This is a genomic window from Pseudomonas sp. 05N434, assembly GCF_056396965.1.
Map to the genome: position 1 here is coordinate 1 of NZ_JBFTMK010000170.1, position 8,642 is coordinate 8,642.

The 8,642-nt window shown below is 60.5% G+C and carries 7 protein-coding genes and 1 pseudogene; 5 read left to right on the forward strand and 3 right to left on the reverse strand.

The window, feature by feature from the left end; all coding sequences use genetic code 11:
• Positions 1-570, reverse strand: a pseudogene (locus AC1DLB_RS13080) (type I secretion system permease/ATPase); the annotation flags it as partial.
• A gap of 188 nt (positions 571-758) precedes the next feature.
• Between AC1DLB_RS13080 and AC1DLB_RS13085 the strand changes: the two are divergent.
• Positions 759-1,424 (forward strand): class I SAM-dependent methyltransferase, encoded by a 666-nt coding sequence (locus AC1DLB_RS13085; protein ID WP_477744401.1) that lies wholly within the window; start codon positions 759-761, stop codon positions 1,422-1,424.
• A gap of 118 nt (positions 1,425-1,542) precedes the next feature.
• Here the strand turns inward: AC1DLB_RS13085 and AC1DLB_RS13090 are convergent, their stop codons facing one another.
• Together AC1DLB_RS13090 and AC1DLB_RS13095 are read right to left on the reverse strand one after the other, a co-directional pair.
• A complete protein-coding gene (locus AC1DLB_RS13090) occupies positions 1,543-2,883 on the reverse strand; it encodes an ATP-binding protein (protein ID WP_477785092.1) in 1,341 nt (446 codons plus the stop codon).
• On the reverse strand, positions 2,880-3,539 hold the full coding sequence (locus AC1DLB_RS13095; protein ID WP_477744400.1) for a response regulator transcription factor: 660 nt from the start codon (positions 3,537-3,539) through the stop codon (positions 2,880-2,882). Before AC1DLB_RS13095 ends, AC1DLB_RS13090 begins: the two co-directional genes overlap by 4 nt.
• Positions 3,540-3,701: 162 nt before the next feature.
• On the opposite strand from AC1DLB_RS13095, the gene AC1DLB_RS13100 reads away from it, so the two are divergent.
• The 4 genes from AC1DLB_RS13100 to AC1DLB_RS13115 form a co-directional block, all read left to right on the forward strand.
• Entirely contained in the window at positions 3,702-4,172 is a 471-nt protein-coding gene (locus AC1DLB_RS13100) for a DUF2271 domain-containing protein (RefSeq protein ID WP_477744399.1), read from the forward strand.
• A 24-nt stretch (positions 4,173-4,196) separates the two neighbouring features.
• Positions 4,197-6,377 carry a PepSY domain-containing protein gene (locus tag AC1DLB_RS13105; protein WP_477744398.1) on the forward strand — a complete coding sequence of 727 codons (2,181 nt, stop codon included), beginning with the start codon at positions 4,197-4,199 and terminating at the stop codon, positions 6,375-6,377.
• Positions 6,367-7,332, forward strand: coding sequence for an FAD:protein FMN transferase (locus AC1DLB_RS13110; protein ID WP_477744404.1), 966 nt, complete (start codon positions 6,367-6,369; stop codon positions 7,330-7,332). The genes AC1DLB_RS13105 and AC1DLB_RS13110 overlap by 11 nt, the downstream gene beginning before the upstream one ends.
• 388 nt (positions 7,333-7,720) lie before the next feature.
• The coding region (locus AC1DLB_RS13115; protein WP_477785093.1) for an ABC transporter substrate-binding protein at positions 7,721-8,642 on the forward strand (922 nt) is incomplete at its 3' end.

Here is an 8,642-nt window from a genome sequence, read left to right on the forward strand (position 1 = left end):
GATATGTTCCTTGTTAGCCTGGGCAAGTGCCGGCCCCGTCAACCTCTCATTGAGAAACGCGAGAAATAACAACAACAACGCACTGCCCACCGCTACCCAGCCATACCAGGGATGGAACATGAACATCACAGCGACATAGATAGGCAACCAGGGCGCATCAAAAAAGGCGAACAATCCATTACCGGAGAGAAACTGTCTCAAGCCCGTCAAGTCGTTGAGTGACTGGGCCGAGGCATCCATGCCGCCACTTTCCAGCGCCCGTTTGAAACTGGCCTTATAGACCTGGCGACTCAGCAACACATCCAGCCKGGTACTGACCCGAACCATGATGCGTGAACGCACCCATTCCAGAGAACCGAGTGTTACCACCAACCCGGTCATGATCAGCGTCAGCATCGCCAGGGTCGTCAGACTTCCGCTGGTGACCACTCGTCCATACACCTGAAGCATATAGAAGGTAGGAACGAGCATCAGCGCGTTGATGAAAAAGCTGAAAAAGCCAACAGAAACAAAGCTGTCTCTACAGGCTTTCAACGCTATTTTCAGACTGTTTTCAGGTGTGTTTCGCATGGAAACCCCTGCTCGAAAAGCCATACCTTGAGGAGCTTAGATCATGCCGAACGACTGTGTGTAGCAATCGACAGACCGTCAAAGGCACACGAGTTTTATCCCTGCAATTGCCCCGGTTCAGCTCTTTCCCCAACAAGGCCCTGCACTTGTCCTATCCTTCCATCCACCCCATTACTCTGGACATCAAAATGCCCGCCCCCGAATCCACCCTCCTCCAGAGCTGGCACCACAACGCCAAGCCCTGGATCGAGGCTATCCGCACCGGCACCATCGAAAGCCGACTCAAGGTCACCGACCAGGCAATCCTGCTGGCGATACTGGGCCGCCAACCCGAGCGTGTGCTCGACCTGGGCTGCGGCGAGGGCTGGCTGTTGCGGGCGCTGGCTGAACGGGCCATCGAGGCGGTCGGTGTGGATGGCGATGCGACACTGGTCGAGGCAGCACGGGCGGCGGGCTCTTCGCGGGTGCATTTGGCGAGCTATGACGAGTTGGTCGAGGCGAAGGTGGACATCGGCAGCGACTACGACCTGATCTGCGCCAACTTCGCCCTGTTGCATCAGGACATCATCCCCCTGCTCGCCGCCATGAACGCCCTGCTCGCCCCCGGTGGCGCGCTGGTGATCCAGACGCTGCATCCGTGGACCGCGGCGGCGGGCGACTATCAGGACGGTTGGCGGGAAGAAACCTTCGCCGGGTTCAAGGGGCAGTGGCAACCCATGCCGTGGTACTCGCGCACCTTGTCCAGTTGGCTCAATGCCCTGGACATGGCCGGTTTTCGGCTGGCCAGCCTGCAAGAGCCGCAGCACCCGCAAAGTCCGGTGCCGCAGTCGTTGTTGTTGGTGGCTGAGCGATAACGCTTTTACACCTGTCAACCTGGTCTGAGATCGGTGCTGTAATTCTGCCCGGACTCTCCTCGTCCATGGGTAGCCAGAGAAAATAGTGGCGAACAGTTAGCACATGCCAAGCATGCCCTCAGCCTTCGACAGCGGACACGAGCGGTAACCAGACGCAGACTTCGAATCCCTCCTGTCGACCTGTTGCCGGCGACACCAGCATCATTCGCGCGTTGACCCCCTGCACAATGGTTTTGGCAATCGCCAACCCCAACCCTGACCCGCTGGCTTCACTGTGACCGCGCACAAAACGCTCGGTCAGGTGCTGCAACACGGGCTCCGGCACCACCGGGCCACCGTTGACCACCCGTAGCAACGCCTGGTCGGTCAGACTGACTTCGATCGGTTGATCCATCGCACCGTACTTCAGCGCATTCTCGATCAGGTTGCGCAACAGAATACCGAAAGCATCCGGATCAATGACCGAGTACACGCAGGCCTGGGTTGGCAACTGCAGCTCGATGTGGCGAGCGCTGCTATGGTTCCACTCATCAACCACATGGACCAGCAACGGAACGAGATCCTGGGGCGTTTCGGACAGCAGCCCACCGCCTTCGGCCTTGGCCAGTTGCATAAGCTTTTCCGAGAGCCGCGCCAACTCGCGCAACGAGTTTTCGATCTTTGCCGCGCGCACTCGCAACGGGCCTTCGGGCGCTTCGTGACGCAGCCGCTGGACCTGCGCCAGGGTAGCGGCCAGTGGCGTGCGCAGTTCATGAGCGCTATTGGCGGTAAAACTACGCTCGGCCTCCAGGGCCTTGCGCAAACGCTCCAGCAGATGGTTGACCGCGTCAGCCAGCGGATCGATTTCGGCCGGCAGGCGCGACGTTTTGATCGGCGACAGATCACCCACCCCACGGGCCTCCACCGCTCGACGATAGGCCAATACGCTGCGCAGGCTGATGCGCACGAATAACCAGGTGCCCAACAGGCTGATGGGAATCAGCGCCAATAGCGGCATCAGCAAGGCAAACAAGGCTTCCCGCGCAGCCTCACGGCGATGGCCAAGGGGCTCGGCGATTTCAATGAACAGCGTTTCCCGCAACGCACTGGCGCCATACAGACGGTATTTTTCAGTGGTGGAGAAACCTTCGGTCGGTTGTTTGTTGAAGATATTCGGGTTGGCGTCGTGGGATTGCATCAGGATCTTGCCCCTCGCATCGCGCACCAGATAGGTCAGGTATTCCTTGTGCATTGTGAGGGGGGCCACGTGGTGTGTCTCATCGGGCTTTTCCCGATTGCTGATTTCCAGTACGACCAGGRGCAGCATGCGTTGCGCCGTCTCTTCCAGCGCGCTGTCGAATGCCTCATTCAACTCATGTTGCACCACCAGYCAGGCGCCGACGGTCGCCCCCAGCCAAAGCAAGGTCATGCCCAGGGTCAAGCCCACGCCGAGACGTTTTTGCAGGCTGGACGACTTCATGCGGACGTCAACCGGTAGCCCATGCCGCGCACGGTTTCAATCAGGTCGCGCCCGAGTTTCTTACGCAACCGGCTGATATAGACCTCGATTGTGTTGCTCTCGATTTCGGCACCGAAAGCGTACAACCGTTCTTCGAGCTGCGCCTTGGACAGCAGTGCGCTGGGGCGCTGGACAAATGCCTCGAACAGCGCCCACTCCCGCGCCGTGAGGTCCACAGTCGCACCGGCCCGCTGCACCGTACGGGCACTCATATCGATCTGCAATTCGCCGAGTTTGATCTGCGGGTTGGGGTTGCCGCTGTAACGGCGAGCCACTGCAGCCACACGGGCCGATAGTTCAAACAGGTCGAACGGTTTGACCAGATAATCATCGGCCCCGGCATTGAGGCCGGCGATACGATCGGATATCTGATCCTGGGCGGTCAGGATGATCACCGGCGTTGTATCCCCTGCGGAACGCTGCTGACGCAAAAAATCCAGCCCGCGACCGTCCGGCAACATCAGGTCAAGCAGGATCAGGTCGTAAGGGGTAGTGCGCACACTGTTGCGCGCATGCTCCAGGCGCTGTACCCAATCGACGGCGTGGCCGTCATCGGCGATCTGTTCGCGCACCGCCTCCCCCAACCCCGGTGCGTCCTCGACCAATAAAACCCGCATCTGGCACCTCCTTGATGATTATCGTGCAGCACCTTAATCGCCTTACCTGACGTGAATCTGAAGATTCAGGTGAGTCCCTCTGTCGATGATTTTTACTGCGCTTCAGGTTGCTGTCAGCAAGCAAGTCCAGGATCTGGACCCAACGATCAAAAGGACACTCCCATGAAAAAAATTATCGCTGCATCCTGCCTCGCCGGCGCCGTTGCCCTGCCAGGACTGGTCCAGGCCCGTGAAGTGACCTTGACCACTCAGCTCAAGGACTACGGCGGCAATGATGCGTATCTGGCGATCTACGTCACCGATGGCACTGGCCAATACCAGAAAACCCTCTGGGTGGCCGGCAAGAAGGCCAAGTATTACAGGCATCTGGCCGACTGGGCCCGTGGAAGCGGGATGAACCCGAGCGAGTTTGACGGGGTCAGCGGCGCCAGCGTCGGCAGTGGGCGCACCCTCAAAGTCAGTGTCGAACTGGCAGACACCCTGATCGATGCCGGCTATCAAATCCGCATCGACAGCGCCGTCGAGGACAAACGTGATGCCCGCGCCGATGTCAGCGTGCCCCTGACGTCCAAGGGCGCAGGCAAGCCGGCGACCGGCAGCACCTACGTCGAGTCCTTTACTTACGATCTGTAGCACTGGCCATTCTGGAGGCTGAACATGCTTCGCCAGTTCCATTCCCTGCCCGGCCTGATCGCCGCCCTGCTGGTCATGCTGTTAGCCATCAGCGGCGCGATGCTGTCTGTCGACCCCGCCCTGGAACGCCTGCACAGCACGTCCACCGCTGCCGGGCAAGTCAACGTCAGTCAACTGGCCGGGCGCGTAGCCAGCCATTTCCAAGGCGTGGAGCAGATCCAGCGCACAGCGTCCGGGACGGTCATCGTCTACTACAACCAGGACGGTCAGGCCGGGGCCGAAAAGGTCGATCCACTGACCGGTCAAGGCCTCGCACCTTACGAGCCATCCGCCTTCTCGCGCTGGATGAAAGACCTGCACCGCTCGCTGTTCCTTGGCACACCTGGCCACGGGGTGTCTGGAGTCGGCGCGCTGTTGATGCTGATGCTGTCGGTGTCTGGTGCGCTGTTGCTGGCCCGGCGGCTGGGCGGCTGGCGCAACCTGTTGCGGCCACTGCGAGGTTCCTTCAGCCAGCGCTGGCATGCTGAAGTCGGACGCCTGGCATTGCTTGGGCTGCTGTTGTCGGCACTGAGCGGGCTCTATATGTGCGCCACGACTTTCGGCTTTATCGCTGATGGCAGTCAGAATGAGCCCACCTTCCCCGCCCACGTCAGCGCCGGCCCGGCCTTGCCGGTGGCGAACCTGAAAGCCTTGCAGGCCACTGACCTGAATGACCTGCGCGAGCTGGTCTACCCGAACCCCAATAACCCGCAAGACGTGTTTTCCCTGCGCACGGCCCAGGGCGACGGTTACGTGGACCAGGCCAGCGGCACTTTGCTGTCCTATCAAGCCCACGATTCGATGCGCAACGTCTACGAATTGATTTATCAATTGCACACCGGTGAAGGCCTCTGGTGGCTCGGTCTGCCGCTGGGGCTTTGTGCCCTCTGCGTGCCGTTGATGAGCGTGACCGGCATCCTGCTGTGGTGGCGCCGCCGCAAGGCCGCTCCGAACATCCGTGAAAACTGCACCGCGCAATCCGCCGACAGCGTGATTCTGGTCGGCAGTGAAAACAATAGCACCTGGGGCTTTGCCAACACCTTGCATGACGCTTTGCACCAGGCCGGACACCGAGTACATAGCGCGGCGATGAATCAATACACCAGCGAATACAGCAATGCCCAACGGGTATTCATCCTCACCGCGACCCACGGCGACGGCGATGCCCCGGCCTCGGCTTCGCAGTTCCTGGCACGGTTGACCAGGGTCGGCCTCAAACCCGGCCTGCCGTTTGCCGTGCTGGGCTTGGGCGACCGCCAGTTTGCGCAGTTCTGTCAGTACGCCCATCAGGTGCAGGACGCGATGTTACAGGCCGGTGGCTCACCGCTGCTGGAGCTGGAAACCGTCAACCGCCAGTCCGCCCAGGAATTTGCTCGCTGGGGCCGCGCACTGGGCAAAGTACTGGGGCAGGACCTGACGCTGGTCCATACTCCGGAGCAGCCACGTACCCATCAACTGATTCTGATGGAGCGCATCGCCTACGGCGAACAGGTGAATGCGCCGACCCACGTACTACGCTTCAAGGCAGCCAGCGAGCTGCCGGAGTTTCTGGCCGGAGACCTCGCAGGGATTCTGCCCCCTGGTAGCGCGATCCCGCGGTTTTACTCGCTGGCCAGCAGTTCGCAGGACGGTGTGCTGGAAATCTGCGTACGTAAACACGAAGGTGGCGTGTGCTCGCAATTCCTTCACAACCTGGACATCGGTGCGTCGATCGAAGCTTTTATCCAGCCCAACCCACAATTTCGTCCGGCGTCGGGCGCGCACCCGGTGATCCTGATCGGCGCCGGTACCGGCATAGGTCCCTTGACCGGTTTTATCCGCAACAACAAGGCCCGACACCCCATGCACTTGTATTGGGGCGGGCGTAATCCGGCTTCGGATTTCCTCTATGAATCAGAGCTCAAGCGTTACCTGGCGGACCAGCGCCTCACGGCATTGCGTGCCGCCTTCTCCCAGGTCATGGACGGCAGTTACGTGCAAGACCGGTTGATCAGCGATGCGCTGGTCTTGCGCCGGTTGATTGAGAAAGGCGCCCAAGTGTTGGTGTGTGGCGGTCGCGAGATGGCCAAGGGCGTGATGCAGGCCCTGGATGAAGTGCTGGCGCCGATCAACCTGAGTGTGCTGACCCTCAAGGCACAAGGACGCTACCGTGAAGATGTCTACTGACTTGCAACGCTACAGCCTGAATGGCGAGACCATGGGCACCCGTTACACCGCCCTGTTCTATGCGCAAGCCGGGATCAATACCGACAACATCGACCATAGCCTGGCACGCGCCGTGGCCCGGGTAGACCAGCAAATGTCCACCTGGAAACCCGACTCCGATCTCAACCGCCTCAACGTCGCCCCCGAACAGGAGTGGGTGCCGGTACCCAAGGAACTGGCCATGGTGCTGTCTGCCGCGCTGCGTGTCAGTCAGCAATCCGGCGGCGCCTTCGACATCGCGGTCGGCGATCTGGTGAATGCCTGGGGGTTCGGCCCCGGCGAACAGACCGTCACGGAGCAGATGCTCGACACGCTGCCGCCGCAAGCTCGCCTGTCCGCCAGTGCGGCGCTGAGCGTTGACCCGCAACGTAATCAGGTGCGCAAACGTGCGTCGCTGAACCTCGATCTGAACGGTATCGCCAAGGGTTTTGCTGTCGATGAGCTGGCCCGCTGTCTGGAGGGTTTTGGCATCACTCGTTATCTGGTCGGCATCGATGGCGAGATGCGCGCCCGCGGCGTCAAACCTGATGCCCAACCCTGGGTCGTAGCCATTGAAAAACCCTGCCGGGGGGTGCGCGAAGTCATGGGTGTGATGGAACTCAGCGACGCTGCCATCGCCACGTCCGGAGACTACCGACACTGGGTCGATGTGAGGGGGCAGTCCTATGCCCACACCATGAACCCGGCCACCGGCGCACCGCTGTGCAACGCGCTCGCGGCCGTCACAGTGGTGGCGGCCTCATGCATGCTCGCCGACGCCTGGGCCACGGCGCTGATGGTGCTGGGCGAAACCGAAGGCCCACGCCTGGCACAAGAGCGCGGGATGGACGCGTTGTTCGTGCTGCGCGACGGTGAACAGTTCAAAGAAATATCCATCGTCGGCGGCCAGTTGCAGGCGCAGATTGAAATGCGCTGAAGGACCATTCGAAATCAGTACGAATCAAACCGCCAGATGAGACATGACGCCCTGGGCGGCCACGCCCAGTTCGAGCCTTTATTGGTAACCGGTCGGTAGAAGACCCTGTGACCGGTTGATCCACCTCATCTGAATACAACCCGGATCAGCAGTGCCCACTGCTGAAGAGCTTTTTTATAGCTCACAAGCATATTTTTAATAATTTTCCTCTTCCGATTGATGCCGCACTATCAAACCGCACTGAGCACCTCTGGTCCGGCTTTCCCGGATGAAAGCTTTTTTCATAACGATGCCGGCCCCAAGAGCCCGGCACGGTGGAACCTTATCGGCCTCTGGCCAGCACTGCCCGGCTTTACACCATTCTAAAAACCAGCTGTGGGAGCGTTCCATGTCTTTATCCTTACGTACCTGTGTTCCTTTTTCCCTGGCCCTGTTGTGCACCGGCGTGCTCGCCGAGCCCCAGGCCCTGACTGTCATTTCGTTCGGCGGCGCCACCAAGCAGGCCCAGGACAAGGCCTATTTCCAACCCTTCAATGCAAGCGGTGCGGGACGCATCGTGGCGGGCGAATACAATGGCGAACTGTCGAAGATCAAGGCCATGGTCGATGTGGGCCATGCCACCTGGGATGTGGTCGAGGTGGAGAGTCCGGAACTGTTGCGTGGCTGTGATGCCGGCTTGTTCGAGCGACTGGACAAGGCCAGTTTTGGCGACCAGGCCCAGTTCGTACCGGGGACCTTGACCGAGTGTGGTGTGGCCACCTACGTCTGGTCGATGGTCATGGCCTTCAACAAGGACAAGCTGGCCAAGACCCCGACTTCCTGGGCGGATTTCTGGAACGTCACCGACTTTCCGGGCAAGCGCGGCCTGCGCAAAGGCGCCAAGTACACCCTGGAAATCGCTCTGCTGGCCGATGGTGTCAAGCCAGACGAGCTCTACAAAGTGYTGGGCACCCCCGAGGGCGTGAACCGTGCCTTTGCCAAGCTCGACAAGATCAAGTCGAGCATCCAGTGGTGGGAGGCTGGAGCCCAACCGGCGCAGTGGTTGATCGCCGGTGACGTGGTGATGAGTGCCGCCTACAACGGTCGTATCGCCTCGGCGCAAAAAGAAGGTATGAACCTGAGCATCGTCTGGCCCCAGAGCCTGTACGACCCGGAATACTGGGCCGTGGTCAAAGGGTCGCCGAACAAGGCGCTGGCCGAGCGTTTCATCGCGTTTGCCAGCCAGCCGCAGGCCCAGAAGGTTTTCTCGGAGAACATCCCTTACGGCCCCGTCCACCGCCAGGCCCTGGCACTGCTGCCGGAGCCAGTAC